This window comes from Aeromonas sp. R10-1 (assembly GCF_040908465.1).
Classification (GTDB): Bacteria; Pseudomonadota; Gammaproteobacteria; order Enterobacterales; family Aeromonadaceae; genus Aeromonas; species Aeromonas caviae.
In genome coordinates this window covers 70,665-96,889 of record NZ_JBFODT010000017.1, presented here as the reverse complement: position 1 = coordinate 96,889, position 26,225 = coordinate 70,665, and the positions used below count along the sequence as shown (strand labels likewise).

General features: G+C 62.4%; 30 protein-coding genes. 21 read left to right on the top strand and 9 right to left on the bottom strand.

Features of this window, described 5'->3' with window-relative positions; all coding sequences use genetic code 11:
- Positions 1 to 104: 104 nt before the first annotated feature.
- From yaaA to tapT, 3 genes are read right to left on the bottom strand one after another with little or no spacing between them, the layout of a single operon-like run.
- Positions 105 to 878, bottom strand: a complete 774-nt coding sequence (yaaA, locus tag AB5Y93_RS07235) for a peroxide stress protein YaaA (RefSeq protein WP_214003124.1) — start codon at positions 876 to 878, stop codon at positions 105 to 107.
- Between the two features lie 32 nt (positions 879 to 910).
- The gene (locus AB5Y93_RS07230; RefSeq protein ID WP_041214461.1) at positions 911 to 2,020 is read right to left on the bottom strand and encodes a PilT/PilU family type 4a pilus ATPase; all 1,110 of its coding nucleotides are present in this window, start codon (positions 2,018 to 2,020) and stop codon (positions 911 to 913) included.
- A gap of 23 nt (positions 2,021 to 2,043) precedes the next feature.
- On the bottom strand, positions 2,044 to 3,078 hold the full coding sequence (gene tapT / locus AB5Y93_RS07225; RefSeq protein ID WP_010673050.1) for a type IVa pilus ATPase TapT: 1,035 nt from the start codon (positions 3,076 to 3,078) through the stop codon (positions 2,044 to 2,046).
- 39 nt (positions 3,079 to 3,117) lie between these two features.
- Here tapT and AB5Y93_RS07220 point away from each other — a divergent pair, with 39 nt between their 5' ends.
- The 5 genes from AB5Y93_RS07220 to AB5Y93_RS07200 all read left to right on the top strand — a co-directional run bounded on the left by AB5Y93_RS07220 (position 3,118) and on the right by AB5Y93_RS07200 (position 6,079).
- Positions 3,118 to 3,819: a YggS family pyridoxal phosphate-dependent enzyme gene (locus tag AB5Y93_RS07220; protein WP_042014924.1), complete on the top strand. Its 702-nt coding sequence runs from the start codon at positions 3,118 to 3,120 to the stop codon at positions 3,817 to 3,819.
- A gap of 123 nt (positions 3,820 to 3,942) precedes the next feature.
- Positions 3,943 to 4,767: a pyrroline-5-carboxylate reductase gene (gene proC / locus AB5Y93_RS07215; protein WP_368229069.1), complete on the top strand. Its 825-nt coding sequence runs from the start codon at positions 3,943 to 3,945 to the stop codon at positions 4,765 to 4,767.
- 23 nt (positions 4,768 to 4,790) lie between these two features.
- Positions 4,791 to 5,342, top strand: coding sequence for a YggT family protein (locus AB5Y93_RS07210; protein ID WP_042014922.1), 552 nt, complete (start codon positions 4,791 to 4,793; stop codon positions 5,340 to 5,342).
- Positions 5,342 to 5,641, top strand: coding sequence for a DUF167 family protein YggU (gene yggU, locus AB5Y93_RS07205; RefSeq protein ID WP_041210939.1), 300 nt, complete (start codon positions 5,342 to 5,344; stop codon positions 5,639 to 5,641). Before AB5Y93_RS07210 ends, yggU begins: the two co-directional genes overlap by 1 nt.
- Before the next feature lie 18 nt (positions 5,642 to 5,659).
- Positions 5,660 to 6,079 carry a DUF4426 domain-containing protein gene (locus AB5Y93_RS07200; protein WP_029313762.1) on the top strand — a complete coding sequence of 140 codons (420 nt, stop codon included), beginning with the start codon at positions 5,660 to 5,662 and terminating at the stop codon, positions 6,077 to 6,079.
- A gap of 75 nt (positions 6,080 to 6,154) precedes the next feature.
- On the opposite strand, the gene AB5Y93_RS07195 is transcribed toward AB5Y93_RS07200, so the two are convergent.
- The 3 genes from AB5Y93_RS07195 to AB5Y93_RS07185 all read right to left on the bottom strand — a co-directional run bounded on the left by AB5Y93_RS07195 (position 6,155) and on the right by AB5Y93_RS07185 (position 7,872).
- Positions 6,155 to 6,985 (bottom strand): CPBP family intramembrane glutamic endopeptidase, encoded by an 831-nt coding sequence (locus AB5Y93_RS07195; RefSeq protein WP_324041348.1) that lies wholly within the window; start codon positions 6,983 to 6,985, stop codon positions 6,155 to 6,157.
- A gap of 172 nt (positions 6,986 to 7,157) precedes the next feature.
- Complete coding sequence (locus AB5Y93_RS07190) at positions 7,158 to 7,448, bottom strand: hypothetical protein (RefSeq protein ID WP_039039963.1); 291 nt, start codon at positions 7,446 to 7,448, stop codon at positions 7,158 to 7,160.
- A gap of 49 nt (positions 7,449 to 7,497) precedes the next feature.
- Positions 7,498 to 7,872, bottom strand: coding sequence for a YacL family protein (locus AB5Y93_RS07185; RefSeq protein ID WP_039039964.1), 375 nt, complete (start codon positions 7,870 to 7,872; stop codon positions 7,498 to 7,500).
- A gap of 206 nt (positions 7,873 to 8,078) precedes the next feature.
- Here AB5Y93_RS07185 and AB5Y93_RS07180 point away from each other — a divergent pair, with 206 nt between their 5' ends.
- From AB5Y93_RS07180 to AB5Y93_RS07150, 7 genes are all read left to right on the top strand, one after another.
- Positions 8,079 to 9,194 carry a sugar diacid recognition domain-containing protein gene (locus tag AB5Y93_RS07180; RefSeq protein WP_039039965.1) on the top strand — a complete coding sequence of 372 codons (1,116 nt, stop codon included), beginning with the start codon at positions 8,079 to 8,081 and terminating at the stop codon, positions 9,192 to 9,194.
- A 119-nt stretch (positions 9,195 to 9,313) separates the two neighbouring features.
- The gene (locus tag AB5Y93_RS07175) at positions 9,314 to 10,576 is read left to right on the top strand and encodes a GntP family permease (protein ID WP_104455231.1); all 1,263 of its coding nucleotides are present in this window, start codon (positions 9,314 to 9,316) and stop codon (positions 10,574 to 10,576) included.
- A gap of 9 nt (positions 10,577 to 10,585) precedes the next feature.
- Complete coding sequence (locus AB5Y93_RS07170; RefSeq protein ID WP_368229067.1) at positions 10,586 to 11,719, top strand: glycerate kinase; 1,134 nt, start codon at positions 10,586 to 10,588, stop codon at positions 11,717 to 11,719.
- Between the two features lie 262 nt (positions 11,720 to 11,981).
- Positions 11,982 to 12,545 carry an NnrU family protein gene (locus tag AB5Y93_RS07165; RefSeq protein WP_042014912.1) on the top strand — a complete coding sequence of 188 codons (564 nt, stop codon included), beginning with the start codon at positions 11,982 to 11,984 and terminating at the stop codon, positions 12,543 to 12,545.
- Between the two features lie 59 nt (positions 12,546 to 12,604).
- Positions 12,605 to 13,141, top strand: coding sequence for a glutathione peroxidase (locus AB5Y93_RS07160; protein WP_010673063.1), 537 nt, complete (start codon positions 12,605 to 12,607; stop codon positions 13,139 to 13,141).
- Positions 13,142 to 13,223: 82 nt separating this feature from the next.
- Entirely contained in the window at positions 13,224 to 14,159 is a 936-nt protein-coding gene (locus AB5Y93_RS07155) for a LysR family transcriptional regulator (protein WP_201901759.1), read from the top strand.
- Between the two features lie 182 nt (positions 14,160 to 14,341).
- On the top strand, positions 14,342 to 15,538 hold the full coding sequence (locus tag AB5Y93_RS07150) for a NupC/NupG family nucleoside CNT transporter (RefSeq protein ID WP_041214468.1): 1,197 nt from the start codon (positions 14,342 to 14,344) through the stop codon (positions 15,536 to 15,538).
- Between the two features lie 607 nt (positions 15,539 to 16,145).
- Here AB5Y93_RS07150 and AB5Y93_RS07145 read toward each other — a convergent pair.
- Both AB5Y93_RS07145 and arfB read right to left on the bottom strand, forming a co-directional pair.
- On the bottom strand, positions 16,146 to 16,640 hold the full coding sequence (locus AB5Y93_RS07145) for a methylated-DNA--[protein]-cysteine S-methyltransferase (protein ID WP_368229066.1): 495 nt from the start codon (positions 16,638 to 16,640) through the stop codon (positions 16,146 to 16,148).
- A 26-nt stretch (positions 16,641 to 16,666) separates the two neighbouring features.
- Positions 16,667 to 17,083, bottom strand: coding sequence for an alternative ribosome rescue aminoacyl-tRNA hydrolase ArfB (arfB, locus tag AB5Y93_RS07140; RefSeq protein ID WP_053288110.1), 417 nt, complete (start codon positions 17,081 to 17,083; stop codon positions 16,667 to 16,669).
- Between the two features lie 201 nt (positions 17,084 to 17,284).
- Between arfB and glnK the strand changes: the two genes are divergently transcribed.
- From glnK to AB5Y93_RS07115, 5 genes are all read left to right on the top strand, one after another.
- Entirely contained in the window at positions 17,285 to 17,623 is a 339-nt protein-coding gene (gene glnK / locus AB5Y93_RS07135; RefSeq protein WP_005332325.1) for a P-II family nitrogen regulator, read from the top strand.
- A gap of 228 nt (positions 17,624 to 17,851) precedes the next feature.
- Positions 17,852 to 18,859: a Fe(3+) ABC transporter substrate-binding protein gene (locus AB5Y93_RS07130; RefSeq protein WP_039039971.1), complete on the top strand. Its 1,008-nt coding sequence runs from the start codon at positions 17,852 to 17,854 to the stop codon at positions 18,857 to 18,859.
- 39 nt (positions 18,860 to 18,898) lie between these two features.
- Positions 18,899 to 20,524, top strand: a complete 1,626-nt coding sequence (locus tag AB5Y93_RS07125; RefSeq protein WP_223920570.1) for an iron ABC transporter permease — start codon at positions 18,899 to 18,901, stop codon at positions 20,522 to 20,524.
- A gap of 40 nt (positions 20,525 to 20,564) precedes the next feature.
- On the top strand, positions 20,565 to 21,599 hold the full coding sequence (locus AB5Y93_RS07120) for an ABC transporter ATP-binding protein (protein ID WP_368229064.1): 1,035 nt from the start codon (positions 20,565 to 20,567) through the stop codon (positions 21,597 to 21,599).
- 89 nt (positions 21,600 to 21,688) lie between these two features.
- Positions 21,689 to 22,594, top strand: a complete 906-nt coding sequence (locus AB5Y93_RS07115; protein WP_368229063.1) for a Dyp-type peroxidase — start codon at positions 21,689 to 21,691, stop codon at positions 22,592 to 22,594.
- Positions 22,595 to 22,673: 79 nt separating this feature from the next.
- On the opposite strand, the gene argR is transcribed toward AB5Y93_RS07115, so the two are convergent.
- Positions 22,674 to 23,144 (bottom strand): transcriptional regulator ArgR, encoded by a 471-nt coding sequence (gene argR, locus AB5Y93_RS07110; protein ID WP_005308670.1) that lies wholly within the window; start codon positions 23,142 to 23,144, stop codon positions 22,674 to 22,676.
- 200 nt (positions 23,145 to 23,344) lie between these two features.
- On the opposite strand from argR, the gene AB5Y93_RS07105 reads away from it, so the two are divergent.
- The 4 genes from AB5Y93_RS07105 to artM are packed head-to-tail and all read left to right on the top strand — an operon-like array spanning position 23,345 to position 26,166.
- Positions 23,345 to 24,085, top strand: coding sequence for an ATP-binding cassette domain-containing protein (locus AB5Y93_RS07105; protein WP_010673072.1), 741 nt, complete (start codon positions 23,345 to 23,347; stop codon positions 24,083 to 24,085).
- Between the two features lie 24 nt (positions 24,086 to 24,109).
- On the top strand, positions 24,110 to 24,847 hold the full coding sequence (locus tag AB5Y93_RS07100; RefSeq protein ID WP_010673073.1) for an arginine ABC transporter substrate-binding protein: 738 nt from the start codon (positions 24,110 to 24,112) through the stop codon (positions 24,845 to 24,847).
- A 3-nt stretch (positions 24,848 to 24,850) separates the two neighbouring features.
- On the top strand, positions 24,851 to 25,501 hold the full coding sequence (gene artQ, locus AB5Y93_RS07095) for an arginine ABC transporter permease ArtQ (protein WP_042014905.1): 651 nt from the start codon (positions 24,851 to 24,853) through the stop codon (positions 25,499 to 25,501).
- 2 nt (positions 25,502 to 25,503) lie between these two features.
- Positions 25,504 to 26,166 carry an arginine ABC transporter permease ArtM gene (gene artM, locus AB5Y93_RS07090; protein ID WP_039039976.1) on the top strand — a complete coding sequence of 221 codons (663 nt, stop codon included), beginning with the start codon at positions 25,504 to 25,506 and terminating at the stop codon, positions 26,164 to 26,166.
- The last annotated feature ends 59 nt before the right edge of the window (positions 26,167 to 26,225 follow it).

Genomic DNA, 26,225 nt, shown 5'->3' with positions numbered 1-26,225 from the left:
GAAAAAAGCCGACGCAAGGACGTCGGCCAACAAAAAGTGCTTACAACAGAGGATTCACAGAGTCAGACCCGAGGATCTCCGACTTGGTTCCCTTGAATGTGTAATTAATTTTCAGCGCGCTTGAACATCAGGGTATTGGCGTCGGACTCTTCCGGTACAAAGTAGTAGCCGTCGGCATTGAAACCGGTCAGCTGTTCCACCCGGGTGAGCCGATGCTTGATGATGTGGCGTGCCATCATGCCGCGGGCCTTCTTGGCGTAGAAGCTGATGATCTTGAACTGGCCGTTCTTCTCGTCCTTGAAGACCGGGGTGATGATGCGCCCCTGCAGGGCTCTCGGGCGCACCGACTTGAAATACTCGTCGGAGGCGAGGTTGATCAGCACGTCGTCCCCCTGGGCCGCCAGCGCCTTGTTCAGGTGCTCAGTGATGATGTCGCCCCAGAACTGGTAGAGGTCCTTGCCGCGCGGGTTGTCGAGGCGGATCCCCATCTCCAGGCGGTAGGGCATCATGAGGTCAAGCGGCCGCAGCACGCCATAAAGGCCGGAGAGCATGCGCAGGTGGGCCTGGGCGAAGTCGAGGTCGGCCTCGCTGAAATCTTCTACGGCCAGACCGGTGTAGACGTCCCCCTTGAAGGCCAGCAGCGCCTGGCGGGCGTTGGCCGGCGTGAAGTCAGGCTGCCACTCGGCAAAGCGGGCGGCGTTGAGGCCGGCGAGCTTGTCGCTGATCTTCATCAGGCTGGCGATCTGGTCCGGGCTCAGTTGACGAGCCCGGGTGATCAGTGCTGCGGAGTGGTCCAGCAGTTCGGGTTGGGTGAAACGGGAGGTCACCAGGGGTGACTCGTAATCCAGCGTCTTGGCCGGGGAAACCACAATCAGCATAACTGTCCTTTACTAGCGATGACGCACGCCCCTTATTCATCCAGGGTCACGTTGTCGAGAGTGCCTGCGCCCAGCTGCTCGCGACCCGACAGCTTGATGAGCAGTCGCAGGTCGTTGGCGGAGTCGGCATGGGCAAGGGCCTCACTGTAGCCAATTTGGCCGGCGCAGAACAGGCCGAACAGCGCCTGATCGAAGGTCTGCATGCCGAGCTCGCCGGATTTGGTCATCACCTCCTTGAGTCTGTGCATCTCTCCCTTGCGGATGATGTCGGTGACGAGCGGGGTGTTGAGCAGGATCTCGAAGGCGGCGACCCGGCGCTGCCCGTGAGCGGAGGGGAGCAGCTGCTGGGCGACGATGGCGCGCAGGTTGAAGGAGAGATCGAACAGGAACTGGCGGTGCTTCTCCTGGGGGACCAGATGCAGGATGCGATCCAGCGCCTGGTTGGCATTGTTGGCGTGCAAGGTGGCGAGGCAGAGGTGCCCCGTCTCGGCGAACTGGATGGCGAACTCCATGGTCTCCTGGGAGCGGATTTCACCGATGAGGATGACATCCGGGGCCTGGCGCAGGGAGTTTTTGAGGGCGACATCGAAGGATGCGGTGTCGATCCCCACCTCCCGCTGTGTCACCAGGCAGCGATCGTGCTGATGGACGAACTCCACCGGATCTTCCACCGTCAGGATGTGGCCGTCACCGTGCTGGTTGCGAAAGCCGATCATGGCCGCCTGGGTGGTGGACTTGCCGGCGCCAGTGGCGCCGACGAAGAGCACCAGCCCGCGTTTGGCCATGGCGACCTCCTGCAGGATGGGGGGCAGCACCAGCTCGTCAAAGGTGGGGATGCGGGTCTCGATGCGGCGCAGCACCATGCCCGGCATATCCTGTTGCCAGAAGGCGCTGACCCGAAAGCGCCCCAGCGAGCCCCGCTGGATGGCGTAGTTGGCCTCGCGGGTGTGAAGGAAGCGCTCGAAGTGGGTCTCGTCCAGGCTCTCCCTGATCAACGCCAGCGCCGTCGTCTTGTCGAGGGGAGCCGGCCCGAGCGACACCAAACGCCCGTTGACCTTGAGGGTCGGGGGGGCATCGACCGTGATGAAGAGATCCGAGCCCTTTTGTTCAACCAGTGCGGCGAGCAGAACATCCATGTTCATGGCGACTCCTTGGGTGTGCGAGCTTAAATGGTATTGGGATCGACCGCCTTGGCCTTGGCGTCGAGGGAGGCGACGACCCCCCGGTTGACCAGCTGCTTGAGGCTCTGGTCCATGGTCTGCATGCCGTGGGTCATCCCGGTCTGGATGACGGAATAGAGCTGGGCCACCTTGTCTTCCCGGATGAGGTTTCGCACCGCCGGGATCCCCAGCATGATCTCGTGGGCCGCCACCCGGCCGCCACCGATACGCTTGAGCAGGGTCTGGGAGATGACCGCCCGCAGGGATTCGGAGAGCATGGATCGCACCATGTCCTTTTCCGAGCCGGGGAAGACGTCGATGATACGGTCGATGGTCTTGGCAGCCGAGGAGGTGTGCAGGGTGCCAAACACCAGGTGCCCGGTTTCGGCGGCGGTCATGGCGAGACGGATGGTTTCGAGGTCCCGCATTTCACCTACCAGGATGATATCCGGGTCTTCCCGCAGGGCCGAGCGCAGGGCGTTGCTGAAGCTCTTGGTGTCGCGGTGTACTTCCCGCTGGTTCACCAGGCAGCGCTTGTTCTCGTGCACGAATTCGATGGGGTCCTCGATGGTGAGGATGTGGTGGTGGAAGTTGTCATTGATGTAATCGACCATGGCGGCCAGGGTGGTGGATTTGCCCGAGCCGGTGGGTCCAGTCACCAGCACCAGGCCGCGAGGGTACTCCGCTATCTTGCGAAATATCTCCGGCGCCCCCAGATCGTCCAGGGTCAGAACGGTACTCGGGATGGTACGAAACACGGCGCCCGAGCCGCGCGCCTGCTGGAAGGCGTTGACCCGAAAGCGTGCCATGCCGGGTACTTCGAAGGAGAAGTCCACCTCGAAGTTCTCCTCCAGCTCCTTGCGCTGGTGGTCATTCATGATGTCGTAAATGAGAGCATGGACTTCCCGGTGATCCAGGGCGGGCAAATTGATCTTGCGAACCTCCCCATCAACCCTGATCATCGGGGGGACCCCGGCCGAGAGGTGTAGATCCGAGGCCTTATGCTTTACACTGAATGCCAATAACTCTGTGATATCCATAGATTTGTTATTCTCCCATCACAAGATTACGAACGAAATATGAGCCAGATTGCCCAGCACCTGCTTCAGGTAAAGGAACGTATTGTAGAGGCTGCCCGGCGTGTTGGCCGCAGCCCAGATCACATCCAGTTGCTTGCTGTCAGTAAAACCAAGCCGCTGGGGGACATTCAGGCTGCCTATGCCGCCGGCCAGCGGCGCTTTGGCGAATCCTACGCCCAGGAGGCCGCGCTCAAGATTGATGCCTTGCGCGAGCAGAACGCCTGTACAGACATAGAGTGGCACTTTATCGGCCCGCTGCAATCGAACAAGTCCAAGCTGGTGGCGGAGCGGTTCGACTGGGTTCAAAGTGTCGATCGCGACAAGCTCATCGAACGCCTCAACAACCAGAGACCGAGTGGGCTCGCGCCGCTAAATATCTGTCTGCAAATCAATATTAGCGGAGAGAGCAGCAAATCCGGTACGTCGGAGCAAGAGATTTTCCGCCTGGCCTCCCTGGTGGCCCAAAGCGAGCGGCTGCGGTTGCGCGGCCTGATGGCCATCCCCGAGCATACCTGCGACGAGGGGGTGCTGGCGGCCCAGATGGCGCGCATGCAGGCTCTGTTCACCGAGCTTGCGCAACAATACCCGAGCGTCGACACCCTTTCGATGGGGATGACCGAGGATCTCGAGCCGGCCATTGCCCACGGCAGCACCATGGTGCGGGTCGGGACCGCCATCTTCGGGGCCCGTGACTATTCATGAGCAAGAGCCGGGACGAAAAACACCCCGGTCGTGCTTTTTTTCAGGTAAACAGGCGCGTGTGATGCTGTCAGCCCGCACAGGCTGGGTCGGTATCCGCTGCGATGTCAGTAACAGGAGTGTTTGATGCAGCAGAGAACCCTCGCCTTCATCGGGGCAGGCAACATGAGCCGCAGTATCATTGCCGGCCTCATCCAGGCGGGCTACCCGGCAGAGCGTATCATCGCCGCCAATCCCAGCCGCCTCAAGCTGGACGAACTGGCCAGCCAGTTCGGTATCCGTATCACCCAGGACAACGCCGAGGCGGCCCGGGAGGCCGAGGTGATCGTGCTGGCGGTCAAGCCCCAGCTGATGGCGGGCATGCTGACGGCGCTGGTGGCCGAGCTTGGCTCGCTGGATGGCAAGTTGCTCATCTCCATCGCTGCCGGCATTCGCGTCGCGCGCTTGCAGGAGATGGCTGGCGGTCACGAGCGCATCATTCGCACCATGCCCAACACCCCCTCCTTGCTGGGGCTGGGGATGACCGGGCTCTATGCACCGCCCGCCATCGGGCAGGCCGATCGGGCGGTGGCCGAACAGATGATGCAATCCGTGGGCAAGACCCTCTGGGTGGATGAGGAGGCCGGCATCAACGGCGTCATCGCGGCGGCGGGCAGTGCCCCGGCCTACTTCTTCCTGTTCATGCAGGCGATTGCCGAGGAGGCCGAGGCCATGGGCTTTACGCCGGAGCAGGCCCGCCTGCTGGTGCAGCAAACCGCCCTGGGAGCGGCCGCCATGGTGGAGCAAAATCCCGATCTGTCGCTGCAGACCCTGCGCGAGCAGGTGACCAGCAAGGGCGGGACCACGGCCGAGGCCGTCAAGACATTCCAGGAGCAGGGGCTGATGCCGCTGACCGCAAGAGCCATGCAGGCGGCCGTTACCCGGGCCGGCGAAATGGAAACCCTTTTCTGAATCCCTTTTAGCAAGGAGCCCGGATGAACACGGCTTACTTTTTGATTAACACTGTCTTTGATCTCTACCTCATGGTGGTGCTGCTGCGGGTCTGGCTGCAGTGGGCGCGGGCCGACTTCTACAACCCCATGAGCCAGATGGTGGTCAAGCTGACCAACCCGCTGGTGGTGCCCCTGCGCCGCGTCATCCCGGGTTTTGGCGGGCTGGACATGGCCTCTGTGCTGCTGGCGCTGCTGATCGCCGTTGGCAAGTTGGTCCTGCTCAAGAGCATGAATGTGCTGCAGGCGGACTGGCTCACTCTCTGTCTGTTTGCGACGCTCACCGTGTTGAAGAAGGCGGGTTCCATGATCTTCTGGATCCTGCTTATCCGCGCCATCCTGAGCTGGGTCAGCCAGGGTCGCAACCCCATTGAATACGTGATGCACCAGCTCACTGAACCCTTCCTGGCCCCCATTCGCCGCATCCTGCCTGCATTGGGCGGGCTGGATCTCTCCGTGCTGGTCGCCTTCATCGCGCTGCAGGCCATCAACTACCTGATGGGGGATCTGTTCGGCCAGTTGTGGTGGATGATCTGATGCCCGCCGTCCTGCTGGAAGGGGACGAGCTGGTGTTGCATCTGATGATCCAGCCCAAGGCGAGCCGGGATCAGATCATCGGATTGCACGGTGACGAGTTGAAAGTGGCCATCACGGCGCCGCCGGTGGATGGTCAGGCCAACAGTCACCTGATCAAGTACCTGGCCAAGCAGTGCAAGGTGGCCAAGGGGCAGGTTCGCATCCTGCGGGGGGAGCTGGGTCGGCACAAGACGGTCGCCATCGACGCGCCAAAGCAGATCCCCGCCGAGATTGCCGCTCTGCTCGATAATCAGGATTGATACGAGAGGGATGACATCATGAAAACTGCCTGGATGAGTTGCCTGCTGGCACTCCTGATGACGCTGCCGCTGCGGGCTGAGCAGATGCAGGAGCTGGGCCCCTGGAAAGTGCACTACAGCGCGTTCAACTCCAGCTTCCTCACCCCCGAGGTAGCCAGGACCTATGGCCTGGAGCGCAGCCGCTATAACGGCATCGTCAATATCGCGGTGCAGAACAAGCAGGGGGTGGCACAGGCGGTGGGGATCAGCGGCGAAGCCCGCAATCTGACCGGCACCCTTCGCACCCTGAATTTTCAGGAGGTGAAAGAGGGGAATGCCATCTATTACCTGGCAGTGCTGCCCTATCGCAATGAGGACACCTACCAGTTCACCCTGAAGATCATGGGGGAGGGGCAGCAGCAGACGCTGACCTTCCAGCAGACCTTCTACGTCGACTAGATTGCAGGATGAATGCAGATGCCCTGCCCCCACGGGGGCGGGGCATTTTTTTGCCCGGTGAACCTGTGCTCGACGTCAGTGGCTGGCCAGGGGATAGGTAAACAGGGCCAGGTGGGCGAAGTTGAACAGGAAGTGGAGCAGGATGGCGACACTGAGGCGCCCGCTCAGCTGGAACGCCAGGCCATAGCAGGCCCCCGCCAGCACGGCGAACAACACCAGCAACGGGCCACCGGCAAGATGGGCTGCGCCGAACAGCAGGCTGGCGACCAGGAGACCTGCCCAGGGCGTGCTTCGGCTTGCCACCCCTTGCTGGATGCATCCCCGGAACAGCGCTTCTTCCGCCACACAGGTGAACAGCAGGTTGTTGAACGCGAACAGCCACCACCAGTGGGGCAGTCCCGCTTCGGGTTTGAGGGCGCCCAGTTGCCAGGCGGCGATGAGCAGGGCCGCGAGCGGCAGGATGAGCAGGGCCAGCGGCCGCCAGCGCATCGTTCCACCCGGGCCGAGCAGGCCGGGGATGGCCAGCAGCAGGGCGAAGAAAATGAGCGGCTTGTCCAGATTGAGGTAGAGGGTGAAGGGCACGCTGGCCGGGCCCGCCTGCACCTTGTCGAGCACCCTGAGATTGTCAAAGCCGGGCACCAGATGCAGCGTCAGGGCGAGGGACCACAGCAGGACCAGCGTCAGTGCGACGCCGCGCCAGGGTGGGGGCAGGGTGGGAGTGCGCCAGGCCAGCAGCAGACCGGCGAGGCTGACAAGAGCGGCGAGGGGCGCGAGTCGCTCAAGCCAGAGGGCGGTAAGCAGGGCAAGTCCCAACAGGAGCATGCCGGGCCTGGTCCGGCGGGCGAGGCAGCAGAGTACGGCCAGCCCCAGGACGAGCCAGATGAGGATATCGGGGAGTGGTAACATCGAGTCTCCTTGTATGAATGAAGGGCGCACCTTAACGATCCCCATGGTCTGGTTCAAGGAAAAGGGGGGTGGCCGAGACTGGCCGGCAGAAGACGCGCAATGAAAAGCCGGAGCTGGGCTCCGGCTTGGACGGCGGCAAGATGCCACCGAGAGAGGCGATGGCCTTCCCGTATCAGCGACCGGACTCGGCGATGACCCGGGCGATGATGTCGGCGCGTTTGCTGGCTTCCAGCTCGCCCAGGGCGATGAGACCGGCCTTGAAGATGACGTTCTTCGGCAGACTGACGTCATCCAGGGTGGTGATGGCCTCGACGTGCATGCCGTTCAGGCGGCTGGCATCGCGCGGGCTCAGGTTGACCTGGGTGTTCAGCACCTGCTTGCCCTTCTTCTTGGGCTGGGCGGGTTTCTTCGGTTGATCCAGCTCGTCTTCCGGCAGTTCGTCATCAAAATCGTAAATGGACATAGTCAATCCTGTTGGGTTGCAAGGGGCATGCTCGCCCGAATGGGGGTAATCAGCCCATATCCTCGTTGCGGATAAAGGCGCGCCAGGAGCCGAGTACCTGGGCAAAATCTTCCAGCCCGCACATGGCCAGCTGTTCATCATCGTAGTAGGCGAGATCGTCGAGATCCTCGTCCTGCTCGATATTGAGGACATTGGCCTTCACCTCGGCTTCCTCGTGGGTCAGCAGCAGGGAGTAGTCGCCCCCCAGCAGCCGGTATTCGGTGCGGGCCCGGCTGGAGAGCTGGTCGATGATGGCGAACAGCTCGTCGAGCTTCTCCTCGTCCTTGCCCACCTCGTCGATCAACCACTGGCCGATGGCTTCATGGCCCATGGAGAACCGGGCGCGATAGCCACCGAACGGGTCGCGGCGAAATTCATAATCCATAGCGGAGTCCATATCGGAGGGTGAAACCACCACGGCGCAAAGCGGCATGATGCCGGATCCTTGATCCATGGTGGGGCACTGATAGCGTAAAGTGGCCTATTCTAGCGATCCCCCCCGCGCTTGTCTTGATGATGTGGGATCTTTAACGGGTGATCCCGGTGATGGCGCACGCCGGGGACCCTGTCAACGAATGGTATGGAGAGGCAATGCAGCTCAACGACGCGCTCGCGCATCAGATAGTCAGCCGGGCGATGAAGATCCTCTCGTTCTCGGTCAACGTCATGGATGAGCGGGGACTCATCATTGCGTCCGGCAATCCGGAGCGGCTGCACCAGCGCCACGAGGGGGCCGTGCTGGCCCTGACCGAGAACCGGGTGGTGGAGATAAGCGAGGCCACCGCCCGGGAGCTCAAGGGGGTGAGGCCCGGCATCAACCTGCCCATCGCCTATCAGGGGGAGCTGCTCGGCGTCATCGGCATCTCGGGGGATCCGGACATCGTGCGTGCTTACGCCGAGCTGGTGCGCATGACCGCCGAGCTCATCCTGGAACAGGCGGCGCTCACCGAGCAGTTGCAGTGGGACAAGCGCCACAAGGAGGAGCTGGTGTTGCAGCTCATTCGCGGCGAAGGGCGGGCCGATCAACTGCAACAGGTGGCCCGCTTCCTCGAGCTGGATCTCGCCCAGCCCCGGGTGGTGGCCGTGCTGGCGCTGGAGGAGGCCGAGCCCGCCCAGGTGAGGGAGCTGGTTCACCTGCTGGAAAACCCGGAGCGAGACAACTTGGTGGCCATCAACGGCCTGGACGAGATAGTGGTGCTCAAACCCGCCCAGCTCAGCGACGGCGTCTGGCAGTCGGCGCAGGAGCGCAGCCGGATCCGGCAGCTGCTCTCCCGTATTCCCCATTTCAAGGTTCGCATCGGGGTGGGTGATTACTTCGCCGGCATCCCTGGGCTGGCGCTCTCCTACCAGACGGCGCGAGACACCTTGCGCCGTGGCATGCGCCAGTCTCCCCGCAAGCAGGTCTATTTCTTCGAGGATTACCGGCTTTCAGTGCTGCTCGGCACCCTGGCGGACTCCTGGCAGGCGGATCAGTTGCGGGCTCCGCTGCAAAAGCTGGCGCAGGAGGACACAAAGGGAACGCTGCAAAAGACGCTGCGCCAATATTTCTTGCAGGATTGTGATCTGCATCCCTGTGCCGAAGCCCTGTTCATTCACCCCAACACCCTGCGTTATCGACTGACCCGGATAGAGCAGATAACTGGCTTGAATTTCAACAAGTTAGATGACAAGTTTCTGCTCTATCTCGGGCTCAGTCTCGATAGCTGATTTGTCTTTTCCAACAAAAATACAAGGCCGGTAAATGCTTTTTTTGGTTTTATGGCCAAAGCATTCCAGGCGGGGATCCCCATAATGGCGCCACTCATTACAACAACAAGGTGCCCGTCATGATCCCAGTCTCCGCGCTCGGCGCGCTCGCCGCGCTTTCCATCGCCATCTTCCTCATCCTGAAGAAGGTGCCGCCCGCTTACGGCATGATTGTCGGTGCCCTGGCCGGTGGCCTGATCGGTGGCGCCGACCTGACCCAGACCGTCGCCCTGATGATCGGTGGCGCCCAGGGGATCACCACGGCGGTGATGCGGATCCTGGCGGCGGGCGTGCTGGCCGGGGTGCTCATCGAATCGGGCGCCGCCACCACCATCGCCGAGACCATCGTCAAGAAACTCGGCGAAACCCGCGCCCTGCTGGCCCTGGCGCTGGCCACCCTGATCCTGACCGCGGTCGGCGTCTTCGTGGACGTGGCCGTCATCACGGTCGCCCCCATTGCGCTGGCCATCGCCCGCCGTGCCGATCTCTCCAAGGCGGCCATCCTGCTGGCGATGATAGGCGGTGGCAAGGCGGGCAACGTCATGTCTCCCAACCCCAACGCCATCGCGGCAGCCGATGCCTTCCACCTGCCTCTCACCTCGGTGATGGCGGCGGGCATCATTCCCGGCCTGTTCGGTCTGGTGATGGCCTACTGGCTGGCCAAGCGCCTCAACAACAAGGGCAGCAAGGTCGCCGCCGACGAGGTGGTGAGCTTTGACGGTGCCAAGTTGCCCGGCTTTGCCGCCGCCATCAGTGCACCCCTGGTCGCCATCCTGCTGCTGGCCCTGCGTCCCATCGCCGGCATCGTGGTGGACCCGCTCATTGCGCTGCCCCTCGGCGGCCTGGTGGGGGCCCTGATGATGGGCAAGTTCACCAAGGTGAACCAGTTTGCCGTCTCGGGCCTGGCCCGCATGGCGCCGGTGGCCATCATGCTGCTGGGGACGGGTACCCTGGCGGGCATCATCGCCAACTCCGGTCTCAAGGATGTGCTCATCAGCGGCCTGACCGCCTCCGGTCTGCCCTCCTATCTGCTGGCCCCCATCTCCGGTGCCCTGATGTCGCTGGCGACCGCCTCGACCACGGCCGGGACCGTGGTGGCCTCCAACGTGTTCAGCGCCACTCTGATTGAACTGGGGATCAGCAGCCTGGCAGGGGCCGCCATGATCCACGCCGGCGCCACCGTGTTTGACCACATGCCCCACGGCTCCTTCTTCCATGCCACCGGCGGCAGCGTCCACATGGGCGTCGGCGAGCGACTCAAGCTCATCCCCTACGAAACCGCGGTCGGTCTGACCATCGCCGTTGTCTCCACCCTGATGTTTGGCGTGTTTGGCCTCGCCTAAGGAACTGATATGAAAATTGTGATCGCCCCCGATTCATTCAAGGAGAGCCTGAGCGCCATGGCGGTGGCCGATGCCATCGAGGCCGGTTTCAAGCAGGTGCTGCCGGATGCCACCTACGTCAAGCTGCCCATGGCCGATGGCGGCGAGGGAACGGTGCAGTCTCTGGTGGATGCCACCGGTGGTCGCATCCTGCCGGTCGAGGTGACCGCCCCCCTCGGCAACAGGGTGCAGGGCTTCGTGGGCCTGCTGGGGGATGGCAAGCGCGCCGTCATCGAGATGGCGGCGGCCTCCGGCCTTCATCTGGTGGCGCCCGAGCTGCGCAATCCGCGGTTCACCTCCAGTGTCGGCACCGGGGAGCTGATCCTGGCCGCGCTGGAGATGGGGGTGAACCACCTCATCCTCGGCATCGGCGGCAGCGCCACCAATGACGGCGGTGCTGGCATGATCCAGGCACTCGGCGGCAAGCTCCTGAAAGCAGATGGTACCCCCATCGCGCCGGGCGGTGCCGGTCTGGCCGAGCTGGCCACCATCGACCTGAGCGGGCTGGATCCCCGTCTGACCGGACTCACCATCGAGGTGGCCTGCGACGTGGACAATCCGCTGTGCGGCCCCAAAGGGGCATCCGCCGTGTTCGGTCCGCAGAAGGGGGCAACTCCCGAGATGGTGGCCGAGCTGGATGCCAATCTGGCCCGTTACGCGGACTGCATCGAGCAGGCGCTTGGCAAGCAGGTGAAGGAGATCCCGGGAACGGGGGCCGCAGGCGGCATGGGGGCAGCCCTGGTGGGGCTGCTCGGCGCCGAGCTCAAACCCGGCATCCGGATTGTCATTGAGGCGCTGAACCTGGCCGAGGCGGTGGCCGATGCGGATCTGGTCATCACCGGCGAGGGCCGCATCGACAGCCAGACCATCCACGGCAAGACGCCCATCGGGGTGGCTCGCTGTGCCAAGCAGTTCGGCAAGCCGGTGATCGGCATCGCCGGATGCCTCACCGATGACTGCGGCGTGGTGCATGAGCACGGGCTGGATGCGGTGTTCGCCGTGGTCAATCGGGCCATGTCCCTGCCGGAGGCGCTGGCCACCGCCACCACCAACCTGCAGCTCACGGCTCGCAACGTGGCGGCTCTCTACCTGCTGCGCAAATGACCCTCTCTCCTGGCCGATGCGGTGCATCGGCCTGACCCTGCCCCGTGCAGCAGAGTGAGCGGCCCGGCGTGGCACCTCTGACGCACTTGCCGATCCTTGGGTCGGCTTTTTTTTATTATCCTGCTGTCTTTCATATGGTTTTTGTATTCTGACAAGGGGCTTTGCGGCATAGTGATCTCCCGACAGTGAGGGAGCCACGAGAAACAAGGCCTGCCTGAGGGAGGGCTTCCCATTCCGGGGGGCAATATGCGAGGTGCGAGCCATGATCCTGCTGACCCTGGGGGTGGTGTTGTTCACCCTGACTCATCTCTACCCCTGTTTCGCGGCACAGCACCGCGCCCGTCTGCGGGATCGGCTGGGGGAGAACCGCTACAAGGGGCTCTTCTCGCTGCTGGTGTTCGTCGCCATCGGCTGCATCCTCGCAGGCTGGCGCAGTGCCAGCCCCATGCCCCTCTATTTTCTGCCTGTCTGGGGGCCCACCCTGGTGATGGGGATCATGCCGATCGCCCTTGTCCTGCTGTGTGCGGGGCAGGGGGCGAACCATTTCCGTCGTTGGCTGGTGCACCCCCAGCTGCTCGGGGTGCTGCTCTGGTCGGGGGCCCATCTGGCGGTGAACAGCGAGGCGCGTTCCCTGGTGCTGTTTGGCGGGCTCGGTCTCTGGGCTCTCATCAGCATCGTCTGGATTTCGATGCGGGAGTGGGGTCGTCACCCCCGTGCCGCCGCCACCTGGCAGGGGACGGGGATCAGTCTGGGGGCGGGGCTGGCGCTCACGGCTCTGCTTATCTTCTGGGGACACGGCTGGCTGACCGGGATCCCCCTGCACTGATCCCTGAACCAGATTCCGGGGTCTTGCGTATGATGGACAAAACAATGGGAGTCACGTCGATGAAATGGTTCACCCTGCTGCTGATGCTCGGCTCGGGCGCGGTCTCTGCCGCCTGCCCCGATTACTTCAACGTGGAGATGCGGGAGCTCAACAGCACCCAGCGCCACAACCTCTGCCAGTTGACCGAGGGCAAGGTGGTGCTGGTGGTCAACACCGCCTCCTACTGCGGTTACAGCGGTCAGTTCCGGGATCTGGAAGCCCTCTATCAGGGCTACAAGGAGAAGGGACTGATGGTGCTGGGCTTCCCTTCCAACGATTTCTGGCAGGAGGCGGGCAACGAGAACAAAACCGCCGAGGTGTGCCGCCGGGACTACGGGGTGACCTTCCCCATGTTCAACCGGGTGGCGGTGCGGGGTTCGGATGCGGTGCCGCTGTTCAAGGGGCTGGCCGCTGCTGCCGACGGTGATGCGCCCAACTGGAACTTCCACAAGTACCTGGTCGGACGGGACGGCAAGCTGATTGCGAGCTATGGCGCCAACCAGAATCCGTCGGATGATCCTCTCAAACAGCAGATCATCGATGCCCTGGGGCACTGACCCTACCCCATGGCGGGCCACTCTGGAATAATGCGGCCCCGCCATCCACTCCGGTGACACCGTGCTGCAACGTCTTCCCCAAATGGTGATCTTCGATGCCCTGGTTCGTGAACAGGGCATCTCGGCGGCTGCGCGCCGCCTCGGGGTCTCCAAATCCCACATCAGCAAGCAGCTCGCCCTGCTGGAAACCGCGCTCGGCGCCCAGCTGGTACAGCGCACTACTCGCCGTTTCGGGCTCACCGAACTGGGTCTGGAGTATGCCCGCCACTGCCGCGCTCTGGTGGCGGTGGCGCTGGAGGCGGAATCCATGGTGGCGGAGCGCCGTGGCAAGGTGAGCGGCGTGCTCCATCTGGGGGTTGGTCAATCCTTCGGGCGGTTGCACGTGATCCCGCGCCTCAAGGCGTTTCAGGCACGTTATCCGGATCTGGAGCTGGAGGTGTCCCTGTTCGATCACCGCACCAATCTGGTGGATGAGGGGCTGGATCTCTGGATCACCACCTACGAGGACAAACCCGAGTCCCTGGTCGGGCAGCGACTGGCAGACATCGGCTTCGTGCTGGTGGCCTCGCCGGATTATCTGCTGAGTCACGGCACGCCACTGCACCCCAGGGAGCTGGCCCATCACAATTGCATCACCTACCAGAGCCGGGAGCGGCGCTACCACGAGTGGTCATTTCGCCAGGGCAAGGAGCGCCAGACGGTGCAGGTGGCGGGCAACTATCGGGTGGATCTGGCGGAAGCGGTGCGGGACGCCGCCTTGGCCGGGCTCGGCATCGCCTATGTGGCCAACTACCTGCTGGACAAGGAGCTGCAATCTGGTCAGCTCATCCCTCTGCTGCCCCAGTGGCAACCGAACCAGAAGATGGCGGTGCACGCCGTCTATGCCAGGCGAGAGCATCTGGATCCCAAGATCCGCCTCTTCATCGACTTCCTCAAGGAGAGCTTCGGACCCGGGCCCTACTGGGCGCAGCGACTCGCACCCTGGCTCGGGGGGAAATTGTCCGGCACTGAGGAATAATCGTTTCCATACAAGAACACTGGCCTGAGTGCGGTTTCAAAGTTGTGTCAAATCAGTCAGTTGGCGCAACCGATATCGTGCAAACGTTTTTGCTAACAGGGTTGTAACCCGGCGGGGTTGCGGCGGTGAGGGGAGGGGAGCAGAATCCGCGCCCATCTTCAGCCTCACTGGATGGAATCCCCATGATTGCCCTGCTTGGTATCCTGAGCATCCTGGCCCTGGCCGCACTCTGCTCTGATAATCGTCGTCGTATCCCGTTGCGAACAGTGGGCTTTGCCCTCTGCCTGCAAGTGCTCTTCGCCGCCCTGGTGCTCTGGCTGCCCGCCGGTCAGCAGGTATTGAACGGTGTCAGCGAGAGCGTCAGCAGCGTAATCGGCTACGGCCAGGAGGGGATTGCCTTCCTGTTCGGGGATCTGGCCAAGTTCAAGCTGGGCTTCATCTTCGCCTTCAACGTGCTGCCGGTGATCATCTTCTTCTCCGCGCTGATCGCCATCCTCTATCACATCGGCCTGATGCCCAAAGTGATCGCCCTGCTCGGCGGCGGCCTGCAGAAATTGCTGGGCACCGGCCGCGCCGAGAGCCTCTCTGCCACCGCCAACATCTTCGTCGGCATGGTGGAAGCGCCGCTGGTGGTCAAACCCTATCTCTCCAGGATGTCCGATTCCCAGTTCTTTGCGGTGATGAGCTGCGGGCTGGCCTCGGTAGCCGGCGGCACCCTGGTGGGCTACGCCAGCATCGGGGTCGAGTTGAAATACCTGATTGCGGCGGCCTTCATGTCCGCCCCTGCCGGGCTTGCCATGGCCAAGATCCTGGTGCCGCCCGCCGCGCAAGAGGAAGATCACCATGAAGACGTGGAGATCCCCCGCGCTACCAACGTCATTGAAGCGGCCGCCGATGGCGCCATGGCGGGTCTCAACATCGCCGTCGCCGTGGGGGCGACCCTGCTGGCCTTCGTCGGCGTGATCGCCCTGCTCAACGGCCTGCTGGGCTGGGCCGGCGACCTGGTGGGGCTGGAGCTGAGCTTCCAGATCATCCTGGGCTGGCTGTTTGCCCCCGTCTCCTGGCTCATCGGCGTCCCCTGGGATCAGGCCCAGGCGGCCGGAGCCCTGATCGGCACCAAGATCGTCATCAACGAGTTCGTCGCCTTCATTGCCCTGGTGCAGGATCAGACCTTGAACGAGTCGAGCAAGGCCATCGTCACCTTCGCCCTGTGCGGTTTCGCCAATATCTCTTCCATGGCGATCCTCATCGGCGGCCTGGGGGCCATGGTGCCGGAGCGCAAGTCCTTCATCGCCCGCTACGGCATGCGCGCCATCCTGGCGGGGGTGCTGGCAAACCTGATGAGCGCCTCCCTGGCAGGCTTGTTCCTCGCCCTCTGATAGACCCTGGAAGTCAGCACCTTCCGGTCATTGCCCGCTTCGGCGGGCTTTTTTGCACCCGCTTGCAGGCAAAAAAAAGCGCCTCTGGGGAGGCGCGGGGAAAAGACAGATTGGAAGCGTCACATGGGTGCCACCTGAATGAGGGATGAGCCGTCCCATCCAAGTGTGAAGCCATGATGCCTGATGCTCTCTGAAGCGCTTCTGAGGCGATTCTTCATACTGTGTTCATTTTCAAAATGCTGCTGCAATGTGATTTTTAAATGATTGATGCTGAAATAAAATAAATAATCAGTGATTTATTTTGCTGCACGGCTCAAAGGAAAGATGAATCGGGGCGGTGGGCATGCTCCTGCCATGGGGCGGATCCGGTGGCAGATTATCCCGGTGCAGGCTCAACACATCACGCAACCATGCTGCCAGATGGCAAGCAACCAGCATGTGATGGAGATGCTGTCCGTCATGGGCAGTGCAACGCCGCCTGCGGTCTGCTGTTGGGCCCAGCAACTCGTATGTGATGGAGATGCCGCTCGTCAGAGGAGCCGCGCGAGTGGCCTGCGGTCTGTGGTGCCTGCACCCGCAACCCGCATTTGACAGGAGGAGCACCCTTTCATGGGGTCAGCGCGAAGTGGTCTGCGGTCTCCTGCTCCAGTGCCAGCAACCAGCGCTTGATGGGGATGCCTCCCCCGTAGCCGGTCAGTTCACCGCTGCGCCCTATGACCCTGTGGCAGGGCACTATGATGCTGAGGGGATTGCGGCCATTGGCGGCGCCTACCGCCCGCACGGCCCTGGGGTTGCCGATGGCCTCTGCAATCTGGAGGTAGCTGACAGTCTCGCCGTAGGGAATGTCGCACAACGCCCACCACACGGCCTGCTGGAATGGTGTGCCCGTGGCGGCCAGGGGGAGATCGAAGCGCCGCAGGCGGCCGGCAAAGTAGGCGGAAAACTGCTCGACGAAGGGGGCCAGGGCGGCATCATCCCGCTGCCACTCCGGTTGCGGCAGGACGGGGCGCTCCCCTTGCACGAATTCCACGTGGCGCAGCCCGGCCCCATCGATGGCGATGAGCAGGGGCCCCTTGGCACATTCACAAAAGCTGTACTGCATTCTCTTGTCCTCGGGGTTGTGGCAGGTCACTCCAGCACGGGCTTGCCGCGGGTGGATTTGATCTCTCCCTTGCGTTTCTTGGCATCGACCCGCTTGCGTTGGGAGCTGCGGGTCGGTTTGGTGGCGTGGCGGGCCTTGGGGCGCCACGCGGCTTTTTTCAGCAGCTCGGTCAGGCGGCTCATGGCCTCCTTGCGATTCATGTCCTGGCTGCGATGGGTCTCGACCCTGATCTGGATGAAGCCGTCGTGAACCCGGTTGTCGCTGAGCCGCTCCAGTCCCTCCTTGTAGAGAGGCGGCAGGCTGGGGGAGTCGCGATAATCGAAGCGCAGCCAGACGGCGGAGTCGGTCTTGTTGACGTGCTGGCCGCCATTGCCCTGGGCCCGCATGGTCTGGAATTGCAGTTCATGCCAGGGGATGATCACGCTGTTGGAGATGACTAACATGGGGTGATGCTCTCATTTGGTGCATCAAGGGAGTCTGGTGCAGCTTGGTGCCTCATTATGGGGCGAGATGCGCTTCCTTGGTGATCCTGAGCCTTTCTGGCTCAGAGTGTCATGTCTATCTATATGAAAATAAACGATAAAAATACTTGGCACAAGAATTGATGACCCATTCGTGACATACCATGGATTGGGAGCAACCAGATGAAGCTGATTACTGCGATTATCAAACCTTTCAAGTTGGACGACGTGCGCGAGGCCATCGCCAACCTGGGGGTGGAAGGCCTGACCGTCTCCGAAGTGAAGGGTTTTGGTCGCCAGAAGGGGCACACCGAATTATACCGGGGGGCCGAGTACCAGGTCGACTTTCTGCCGAAGGTGAAGCTGGAGATCGCCACCGCAGACGAGAACGTCGAAGGGGTGATCGAGGCCATCTGCAAGGCGGCCTATACCGGCAAGATCGGTGACGGCAAGATTTTCGTCTATGACCTGCTGCAAGCGGTGCGTATTCGTACTGGTGAGAGCGACGACGAGGCGCTCTGAGTACGCTCCTTTGCCCGGCCGGGTCGGGCAAAGGTCCGGGCAGGTTCTGCCGACAGTGTGAATGGGTGGTCGTCGAAAGACCGGATGGGATTCCATCCGGTCTTTTTGTTTGGCCGCTGATTAAATAGATCGTTCCAACCCAGCAAACCGCCTTGATCCTCTCCTCCCGATTCATGCAGAATGCAAACGAAAATGGTTATCACTCTTTACGCAGACAAGGAACGGATGATGAAAATGAAGATGTTGGCACTGGCTTTCTCCACGCTTGTCGCCCAGTCGGCGTTCGCCGCCCAGGAGGTAAACGTCTATTCGAACCGTCAGGATGAGCTGATCAAGCCCATCATCCAGCAGTTCGAGAAGGAGACCGGGATCAAGGTCAATGTGGTGTTTGCCAAAGAGGGGCTGAACGAGCGTCTGGAACGGGAAGGCAAGCTCTCTCCGGCAGATCTGATGCTGACCGTGGACATCAGCCGTCTGACCGAGCTGGTGGACAAGGACTTGGTGCAGCCGGTGGACAGCAAGACGCTGCAGGAGAACATCCCCTCCATCTATCGCGATCCGGACAACCGCTGGTTCGCCCTGACCACCCGGGTGCGTGCCATCTACTCCAGCAAGGAGCGTCTTGGCAAGCTCGACACCATCCGCTACGAAGATCTGGTCAAGCCTGAATTCAAAGGAAAAATTTGTACCCGTAGCGGCAAGCACGAGTACAATGTGGCGCTGGTTTCGTCCATGATTGCCCATCACGGCATGGCGGACACCAAGACCTGGCTGGAAGGGGTCAAGGCCAACCTGGCGCGCAAGCCCCAGGGCAACGACCGTGATCAGGTCAAGGCGATCAAGGACGGCATCTGTGATGTATCCCTGGGCAACAGCTACTACCTGGGTGCCATGTTGAAGGACCCGGCGCAGAAGTCCTGGGCCGACGCGGTGGAAATCAACTTCCCGAACCAGGGTGATCGCGGTGCCCACGTCAACGTGAGCGGCGTGGCCATGACCAAGTATGCCAAGAACAAGGACGCAGCACAGAAGCTGATGGAGTTCCTCTCCGGGGATACCGCCCAGCACATGTATGCGGATGTGAATGCCGAGTACCCGGTCAAGGCGGGGGTCGAGCCTTCTGCCATGGTCAAGTCCTGGGGCACGTTCAAGTCTGACCCCATGCCGGTCAGCGATTATGCCAAGCACCGCAAGGACGCCTTGCAACTGCTGGATGAAGTGAAATTCGACTTGTAATCAGATGGGGCCAACGGCCCCATCAACTTCTGTGGACTCATGAAACATTTTGGATGGATTGCCGGCAGCTGGGCCACCGCCCTGCTGCTGGGTTTGCCGGTACTCGCCCTGGTCTTCTCCGCCTTCTCGGCTGATGGGGAACTGTTTGCCCACCTCGCCGATACCGTACTGCCCGACTATCTGCGAAACACGTCCGGCCTGGTGCTGGGGGTGGTCTGCCTCAGCCTGCTGTTCGGAGTGCCCACCGCCTGGCTGGTGGCCATGTGCGAGGTGCCGGGGCGCCGCGCCCTGCAATGGGCGCTGATGCTGCCCATGGCGATGCCCTCCTATATCGTGGCCTACGTCTATACAGACCTGCTCGACTACTCGGGCCCGCTGCAGGCGGGGCTGCGTGCCCTGTTTGGCTGGCAGGGACCGGCCGACTACTGGTTCCCGGCCATTCGCTCCCTCGGGGGCGCCGCCTGGGTGCTGGCGCTGGTGCTCTTCCCCTATGTCTATCTGCTGGCACGGGCCTCCTTCCTGGAGCAGTCGGTCAGCCTCATTCACTCCAGCCGTCTGCTCGGCTGCACCCCCTGGCAGAGCTTTCGCCGCCTGAGCCTCCCCCTGGCCCGCCCGGCCATCATGGTGGGGGCATCTCTGGTCGCGATGGAAACTCTGGCGGACTTTGCCACCGTCCACTTCTTTGCCATCAACACCCTGACCACCGCCATCTACGACACCTGGCTCGGCTACGGCAGCCTGGCGACCGCCGCCAAGCTCTCCTGTCTGATGCTGCTGGCGGTGGTGCTGCTCATCGCGCTGGAGCGCCGCTCCCGCCAGCGCCAGCAGGTGTTCCAGAAGTCCATGGGCTTCGAGCAGCCCCTGCGTTACCCCCTCGGGGGCCTGAGGGGCGTGCTGGCCGGGCTCTGGTGCTGGGGCCTGGTGCTGGCGGGGTTCGCCCTGCCGTTCGTCATCCTGTTCGATTACGGGGTGCGTTACTTCGCGCTGTCGTGGACGCCCGAATTCGTGCGCTTTGCGGGCAACAGCCTTGCCATCTCGGCCCTGACCGCCCTGCTGGCCATGGCCATTGCCCTGCTGCTCGGCTTCTTCCGTCGCCTCGATGGGGGGACTCGCAGCCTGCTGCCCCTGCGCCTCGCCGCCATGGGCTATGCCATGCCGGGGACCGTGCTGGCCATCGGCGTGCTGGTGCCGCTCACGGCCCTTGATTTTGGCATCAACGATCTGGCCGAGTGGCTCGGGATGCCGGGCCCCGGTCTGCTCCTGACCGGCACCCTCACCGCCATCGTGTTCGGCTATCTGGTGCGCTTCGTGGCCATCGCCATCGGGTCGGTGGAGAGCAGCATGAGCAAGATCTCCCCCAGCCTCGACATGGCGGCCCGCTCTCTGGGGCAGGGGGCGGGCGGCATGCTGCGTCGCATTCACCTGCCGCTGGTACGGCGCGGCCTCTTTGCCGGCGCCATGCTGGTGTTCATCGAATCCATGAAGGAGCTGCCCGCCGCCCTGCTGCTGCGGCCGTTCAACTTCGAAACCCTGGCGACCCACGTCTATCAGTTCGTCTCGGACGAGATGCTGGAGCGGGGGGCGCTCGGTGCCATCGTCATCGTGCTGGTGGGGCTGATTCCCCTGCTGTGGATCAACCGTACCCTGGATGGTCCAGGCCATTGAGCGGCCCCGTCCGGCATCACTACGCGAGAGGAAAAGAACCTTGTCCTGCCTGAATATCGAGAAGGTCAGCTGTCACTACAATGGCCGCCCCGTGCTGGAGCAGCTCTCCCTGCAGGTGGCCGACAACGAGATCGTCTGTCTGCTGGGGGCCAGCGGCTGTGGCAAGACCACGCTGCTCAAGGCGGTGGCCGGTCTGCTGCCCCTGGCCCAGGGGGAGATCCGGCTGGGAGAGACCCTGCTCGATGCCCCCGGCGTGAGTGTGCCGCCGGAGGCCCGCCATATCGGCATGATCTTCCAGGATTACGCTCTCTTTCCTCACCTGACGGTGGCCGAGAACGTCGGCTTCGGTCTGACTAAGGGGGAGCGTGCCCTGCGCAAGCAGCAGGTGGACGAGGCGCTGGCGCTGGTCAACCTGCAGGGGTTGGGGGAGCGCTATCCCCATCAGCTCTCCGGCGGCCAGCAGCAGCGGGTGGCCATCGCCCGCGCCCTGGTGTGCAAGCCGCGCCTGATGCTGCTGGACGAGCCCTTCTCCAACATCGACACCCAGGTGCGGATGAAACTGATCCTCGAGATCCGCGCGCTGCTCAAACAGCAGGGCATTGGCGCCATTTTCGTCAGCCACAGCAAGGAAGAGGCCTTCGCCTTCGCCGACCGGCTTGCCCTGTTTCGCGCCGGTCGCATCGAGCAGGTGGGGGAGCCGGAGCAGCTCTATCGCCGCCCCGGGAACCGCTTCGTGGCGGAGTTTCTCGGCGGGGTCAACTATCTGGCGGCCGAGGTGGTGGACAGCCACTGCGTGCAGACCCTCCTTGGAACCATCTGCGGTCAGGAGCCCCATGGCCGCGCGGTGGGGGAGCGGTTGCAGCTCATGCTCAGACCTCAGCAACTGGCGTTGACGGCGGCGGATGACGGTGAGCTCCGGGTGCGTGAGCAACAGTTCCTGGGCCATCACTGCCGGGTACTGGTCGAGTGTGGCGGCCAGCAACTGGAAGCCAGCATCGGTGAGCCCCTGGAAGGGGAGCGCTCGCGGGTGGCCGTGGCGCCTCATGCCCTGGTGTTGTTTGACCCCTTGCCCTGAGTGCGTGGTATTGTCGTGAAATCAATGAACTGGAAGCGCGCTGGTTTATAATCGCGCCACGCCCATAGCCAACGCACTTGGAGAGAGACATGAAAGCCCAAGCCGGGATCTGCGCAGAGCCGAATCTGCACGCCCTCTATCTGATGTTCAATCGCACCGGTGACGCCGCTGCCCTGACCTCCCGCCTGGCCAGCCTGCCAGCACTCTGGGAGGCGGTGAGCGCCGACTTCCCCGATGCGGCCTTCAGCGGTCTGGTCGCCGTCGGGGCCGACGCCTGGGATGATCTCTATCCTGCCGCCCGGCCGCCCCAGTTCCGCGGTTTCATGGCGCAATCCGCCAACGGTCAGGAGGCCCCCAATACCCCGTTCGATCTCTTCGTACAATTGCGTGCTGATCGGGTGGACGTGCTGCATCATGCCGGTCATCGCGTCATGGCCCTGCTGGCCAGGCTTGTTGAATTGGCCGAGGAAGTCCGCGGTTTTCGCAACCAGGATTGCCGGGATCTGACCGGTTTCGTCGACGGCACCGAGAACCCGCAGGATGAGCACCGCGCCGAGGTGGCGTTGCTGGACGGCGGCGAGTTCGCCGGTGGCTCCTATATCCACGTGCAGCGCTGGGTCCACGCCATGAGCGACTGGGAGAAGCTGGCCCTGAAGGAGCAGGAAGACATCATAGGTCGCACCAAGGTCGACAACATCGAATACGAGTCCGCCGACAAGCCGCTCACTTCCCACATCAAGCGGGTCAACCTCAAGACCCCGAAGGGGGAGTCCATGGAGATCCTGCGCCAGAGCATGCCCTGGGGCACCATGAGCGAGCAGGGGCTCTACTTCATCTCCTGCTGCCGCACGCCGCTGCACTTCAACGCCATGCTGGCCAGTATGTACAAAGGGGAAGGCAGCCACTTCGACCACCTGCTGCGCTTCACCCGGGCGGTGACCGGCGCGGCCTTCTTCGCCCCTTCCGTCGATTTTCTGGTGGCCGAGGGCAAATAAACCCGGCCTGCCGACCGTTCAAAACAAAAAATCCCGGCCAAGGCCGGGATTTTTGTGCGGATCGCCCAAGGCGACCGGATCAGGGCGTCTGCTCGAACAGCTCGAGGGCGGAGAGGTAGAGCTCCTCGATGTCGGTATCGCTGGTCGGGGTGATGAAGATGGTGTCATCACCGGCGATGGTGCCGAGGATCCCTTCGGCCTTGCCGAGGGAGTCAAGCAGGCGGGCGATCAGCTGAGCTGCGCCGGGGCTGGTGTGGATCACCACCAGAGCGCCGTTGTGGTCGACATCCAGCACCAGGTTCTTGAGGGGGCTGGAGGTGGTGGGCACGCCCAGTTCCACCGGCAGACAGTAGACCATCTCCATCTTGGCATTGCGGGTGCGAACGGCGCCGAAGCGGCTCAGCATGCGCGAGACCTTGGATTGGTTGATGTTCTCGAAGCCCATCTCTTGCAGGGCAGTCACTATCTCTGCCTGGGAGCCGAAACGCTCCTCTTTCAGCAAGGCTTTAAAGGCCTTGGCCAGTTTTTCTTGCTTGTCGTTATGTTTCATCTTGGACTCACGAATGAGGGGAGTGACCGCCTGTCACGCTCAGGCGGCAGATACGAACAGCGCTGCTATTTTGCATTCATATGCCTGTTTTGGCAAGGAAGCGGCGCTTGTTCTGCATATTGATTCAAATATAGCTTGCATCAACTTATGCTGGCGCTAGAATCAGGACGAAATTTTGAAAACTTATTCAATTGGGCTGTATGGGTATCGAATTAATCGGCATCGAAAAATCCTGGCACAAGGTGCCGGTACTGCAGCAGGTGAGCTTTCGGACTGCTCCCGGCGAGACCTTGGTATTGCTGGGCCCGAGCGGGGCAGGCAAGAGCTCTCTGCTGCGCATGATGAACTTGCTGGACACGCCGGATGCCGGTGTGTTGCGCATCGCAGACAGTGAATTTTCTTTCCCGTCCAGCCTCTCTACTGCCGAATTCAACCGTCAGGCACAGGCGCTGCGCCGCAAGGTGGGCATGGTGTTCCAGCAGTACAATCTGTGGCCGCACCTCACCGTGATGGAGAATCTGATTGAAGCGCCCGTCAAGGTGCTCGGCATGAGCCGCGACGCGGCCATCGAGAAAGGGGCCTATCTGCTGGCCCAGCTGCAACTGGCCGACAAACGGGACGCCTGGCCCGCACGGCTTTCCGGTGGCCAGCAGCAGCGGGTCGCCATTGCCCGGACCCTGATGATGGATCCCCAGGTGTTGCTGTTTGACGAACCGACGGCTGCCCTGGATCCCGAAATTACCAAAGAGGTGGCGGAGATCATCCGCACCCTGAGCCAGACCGGCATCACCCAGGTGGTGGTGACCCACGAGGTGGAGTTCGCCCGCAAGGTGGCCAGTCAGGTGATCTATCTGGAGAAGGGGCGGATCATCGAATCCGGCACCGCCGCCATCTTCCAGTCCCCGCAAACCAGCCGGTTTGCCGAATTCTTGATGCATTGATATTGAGTCGATAAGGAAGCTGTCATGAAAAAGAGTCTGTTGCTGATCGCCGCCATGGGTCTGCTGAGCACTTCTGTGCTGGCCAAAGAGATCAAGTTCGCCACCGAGGCAACCTATGCGCCGTTCGAATACCTGGATGACAAGAACGAGTTCCAGGGCTTTGACATCGATCTGGCCCGCGCGGTCTGCGAGCAGGCCAAGCTGGAGTGCAGCTTCCACAACCAGGCCTTCGACAGCCTGATCCCCAGCCTCAAGTTCCGTCGCTATGATGCCGTCATCGCCGCCATGGACGTGACGCCGGAGCGGGCCGCCCAGGTCGACTTCTCCGACATCTATTACGAGAACTCCGCGGTGTTCGTCGCCAAGAAAGAGACCTTCAAGGGGCCGGACGATCTGGTGGACAAGACAGTCGGCGTGCAGAACGGCACCTCCCACCAGTCCTATCTGGTGGACAACTGGGTGAGCAAGGGTCTGCTGACCGTGCCCTACGCCAGCTACCAGAGCGCCTTCCTCGACATGATGAATGGCCGTACTGACGGCGTGTTTGCCGATACGGCGGTGGCCGCCGACTGGCTCAAGCAGCACAAGGAATACGCCGTGGTTGGTACCCCGGTGACCGACGCCAAGTACTTCGGTACCGGTTTTGGCATCGCGGTGGCCAAGGGCAACCAGGAACTGCTGACCCAGCTGAATAAGGGGCTGGCCGAGATCAAGGCCAACGGCACCTATCAGAAGATCTATGACAAGTACTTCGCGCAGTAAGCCATGTTGAGCCTGTTGTTGGATGCAGCCTGGATGACCCTCGGGCTGGCCCTGGCATCCCTGGTCGGTGGCATGGTGCTGGCACTGGCATTCAGTGCGGCTGAGTTGAGCAAGCAGCGTGCGTTGGTGTGGCCCGTGGCCACCCTGACCACTTTGATCCGTGGTCTGCCCGAGTTGCTGGTGGTGCTCTTCATCTACTTCGGCTCGACCCAGGTGCTGTTCCTCATCACCGGGGAGTATGTGGAGTTCAGCCCGTTCGCCTGCGGTGTGCTGGCGCTCTCCCTGCTGTTTGCGAGCTACGCCACCCAGACCCTGCGTGCCGCCCTCAATGCGGTGCCCCCTGGGCAGCGGCTGGCGGCGCAGGCGCTCGGCCTGGGCAAGGGGCACACCTTCTTTCGCATCGTGCTGCCCCAGGCCTGGCGTCACGCCCTGCCCGGGCTCGGCAACCAGTGGCTGGTGCTGCTGAAAGACACCGCTCTGGTCTCCCTCATCGGGGTGAACGAGATGATGCGTCAGGCACAGATGGCTTCGGCCAGCACCTATCAACCCTTCACCTGGTACGCCGCTGCCGCCCTCATCTATCTGGCCATCAGTCTGGTGAGTGAATTCGGCTTGAAGCAGGCGTCCCGCTATACCCGCCGTTACGGAGGCTGACCATGCAGGATTACCTGATGACCCTGCTGGGAGGGCTGGCGATCACCTTGCAGCTCACCGTGTTCAGCTTGTTGCTGGGCGTGCTGATGGCGGCCGGCATGACCTGGGTGCTGGAGCGTCGCATTCCGGTGGCGACCCAGCTGGTGCAGCTCTGGGTACTGGTCTTTACCGGTACGCCGCTGCTCATCCAGATCTTCCTCATCTACTACGGGCCTGGCCAGTTTGAATGGCTCAAGGCGGGGCCGCTCTGGCCGCTGCTCAAGCAACCCTGGTTCTGCGCCGTGCTGGCGCTCGGTTTCAATACCGCAGCCTACTCCACCCGGCTGTTCAAGGGGGCGCTCGACGCCATCCCCGCCGGTGAAGTGGAGGCCTGCCGTGCGCTCGGCTTCTCGGCCGGACAGACCCTGTGGATGAAGACCCGCCATGCCGCCCGTCGGCTGGTCCCCGCCTATTCCAACGAGGTGATCCTGGTGCTCAAGGGGAGTTCGCTCGCCAGTACCATCACCATCATGGACATCATGGGGCTGGCCCAGCGTCTCAACGCCCAGACCTATGACACCCTGGCGGTGTTCACCGTGGCCGGAGCGCTCTATCTGACCATGAATGGATTGTTAACAATTGGTTTCCGCTGGTGTGAGCGTCGGGCACTGGCTTTCCAGTCCTGAAGCAGTCACATTTACCTCTTAATGGTGAGGAGGGCACAGGAAATCTGTGTCTTTCCTCC

Coding starts and splice junctions, on each gene's coding strand:
- yaaA (WP_214003124.1), bottom strand. CDS start 878: ATGCTGATTGTGGTTTCCCCGGCCAAGACGCTGGATTACGAGTCACCC.
- AB5Y93_RS07230 (WP_041214461.1), bottom strand. CDS start 2,020: ATGAACATGGATGTTCTGCTCGCCGCACTGGTTGAACAAAAGGGCTCG.
- tapT (WP_010673050.1), bottom strand. CDS start 3,078: ATGGATATCACAGAGTTATTGGCATTCAGTGTAAAGCATAAGGCCTCG.
- AB5Y93_RS07220 (WP_042014924.1), top strand. CDS start 3,118: ATGAGCCAGATTGCCCAGCACCTGCTTCAGGTAAAGGAACGTATTGTA.
- proC (WP_368229069.1), top strand. CDS start 3,943: ATGCAGCAGAGAACCCTCGCCTTCATCGGGGCAGGCAACATGAGCCGC.
- AB5Y93_RS07210 (WP_042014922.1), top strand. CDS start 4,791: ATGAACACGGCTTACTTTTTGATTAACACTGTCTTTGATCTCTACCTC.
- yggU (WP_041210939.1), top strand. CDS start 5,342: ATGCCCGCCGTCCTGCTGGAAGGGGACGAGCTGGTGTTGCATCTGATG.
- AB5Y93_RS07200 (WP_029313762.1), top strand. CDS start 5,660: ATGAAAACTGCCTGGATGAGTTGCCTGCTGGCACTCCTGATGACGCTG.
- AB5Y93_RS07195 (WP_324041348.1), bottom strand. CDS start 6,985: ATGTTACCACTCCCCGATATCCTCATCTGGCTCGTCCTGGGGCTGGCC.
- AB5Y93_RS07190 (WP_039039963.1), bottom strand. CDS start 7,448: ATGTCCATTTACGATTTTGATGACGAACTGCCGGAAGACGAGCTGGAT.
- AB5Y93_RS07185 (WP_039039964.1), bottom strand. CDS start 7,872: ATGGATTATGAATTTCGCCGCGACCCGTTCGGTGGCTATCGCGCCCGG.
- AB5Y93_RS07180 (WP_039039965.1), top strand. CDS start 8,079: ATGCAGCTCAACGACGCGCTCGCGCATCAGATAGTCAGCCGGGCGATG.
- AB5Y93_RS07175 (WP_104455231.1), top strand. CDS start 9,314: ATGATCCCAGTCTCCGCGCTCGGCGCGCTCGCCGCGCTTTCCATCGCC.
- AB5Y93_RS07170 (WP_368229067.1), top strand. CDS start 10,586: ATGAAAATTGTGATCGCCCCCGATTCATTCAAGGAGAGCCTGAGCGCC.
- AB5Y93_RS07165 (WP_042014912.1), top strand. CDS start 11,982: ATGATCCTGCTGACCCTGGGGGTGGTGTTGTTCACCCTGACTCATCTC.
- AB5Y93_RS07160 (WP_010673063.1), top strand. CDS start 12,605: ATGAAATGGTTCACCCTGCTGCTGATGCTCGGCTCGGGCGCGGTCTCT.
- AB5Y93_RS07155 (WP_201901759.1), top strand. CDS start 13,224: ATGGTGATCTTCGATGCCCTGGTTCGTGAACAGGGCATCTCGGCGGCT.
- AB5Y93_RS07150 (WP_041214468.1), top strand. CDS start 14,342: ATGATTGCCCTGCTTGGTATCCTGAGCATCCTGGCCCTGGCCGCACTC.
- AB5Y93_RS07145 (WP_368229066.1), bottom strand. CDS start 16,640: ATGCAGTACAGCTTTTGTGAATGTGCCAAGGGGCCCCTGCTCATCGCC.
- arfB (WP_053288110.1), bottom strand. CDS start 17,083: ATGTTAGTCATCTCCAACAGCGTGATCATCCCCTGGCATGAACTGCAA.
- glnK (WP_005332325.1), top strand. CDS start 17,285: ATGAAGCTGATTACTGCGATTATCAAACCTTTCAAGTTGGACGACGTG.
- AB5Y93_RS07130 (WP_039039971.1), top strand. CDS start 17,852: ATGAAAATGAAGATGTTGGCACTGGCTTTCTCCACGCTTGTCGCCCAG.
- AB5Y93_RS07125 (WP_223920570.1), top strand. CDS start 18,899: ATGAAACATTTTGGATGGATTGCCGGCAGCTGGGCCACCGCCCTGCTG.
- AB5Y93_RS07115 (WP_368229063.1), top strand. CDS start 21,689: ATGAAAGCCCAAGCCGGGATCTGCGCAGAGCCGAATCTGCACGCCCTC.
- argR (WP_005308670.1), bottom strand. CDS start 23,144: ATGAAACATAACGACAAGCAAGAAAAACTGGCCAAGGCCTTTAAAGCC.
- AB5Y93_RS07105 (WP_010673072.1), top strand. CDS start 23,345: ATGGGTATCGAATTAATCGGCATCGAAAAATCCTGGCACAAGGTGCCG.
- AB5Y93_RS07100 (WP_010673073.1), top strand. CDS start 24,110: ATGAAAAAGAGTCTGTTGCTGATCGCCGCCATGGGTCTGCTGAGCACT.
- artQ (WP_042014905.1), top strand. CDS start 24,851: ATGTTGAGCCTGTTGTTGGATGCAGCCTGGATGACCCTCGGGCTGGCC.
- artM (WP_039039976.1), top strand. CDS start 25,504: ATGCAGGATTACCTGATGACCCTGCTGGGAGGGCTGGCGATCACCTTG.